Annotated in this window: 1 protein-coding gene; it reads right to left on the reverse strand. The window is 62.6% G+C overall.

The genetic code is table 11. From position 1 onward, the window contains the following. Positions 1–76: 76 nt before the first annotated feature. Positions 77–326 (reverse strand): helix-turn-helix domain-containing protein (locus tag SB751_RS29030; protein ID WP_410748911.1); only part of this gene is annotated, 250 nt, incomplete at its 5' end.

Genomic DNA, 326 nt, shown 5'->3' on the forward strand with positions numbered 1-326 from the left:
GGCCAGGCGCTTCACCACAGCAAGGGCGGCCACGTAAGAGGCAAGATCGTTGTGGACGTGGCCCGGTAGCGCTCGCCTAAGCGGCAAATCGCACCGCTGGCGAGAGCGTGAAGGACTCACGCATGTCGCGTGCTTCTTCCATCGGCGTTCGCCCGAAAAGCCGCTTGAATTCCCTGCTGAACTGCGAAGTGCTCTCGTAACCGACGCGTCCCGCTGCAGCCGCAGCGGTGACGCCGTCGCGAATCATCATCAGGCGCGCGTGATGAAGGCGGGTGGACTTGATGTACTGGATTGGCGAAGTGTGGGTCACCGTTCGGAAGTTGGCG

The sequence above is a fragment of the Cupriavidus sp. SIMBA_020 genome, assembly GCF_046535395.1.
GTDB lineage: Bacteria > Pseudomonadota > Gammaproteobacteria > Burkholderiales > Burkholderiaceae > Cupriavidus > Cupriavidus campinensis.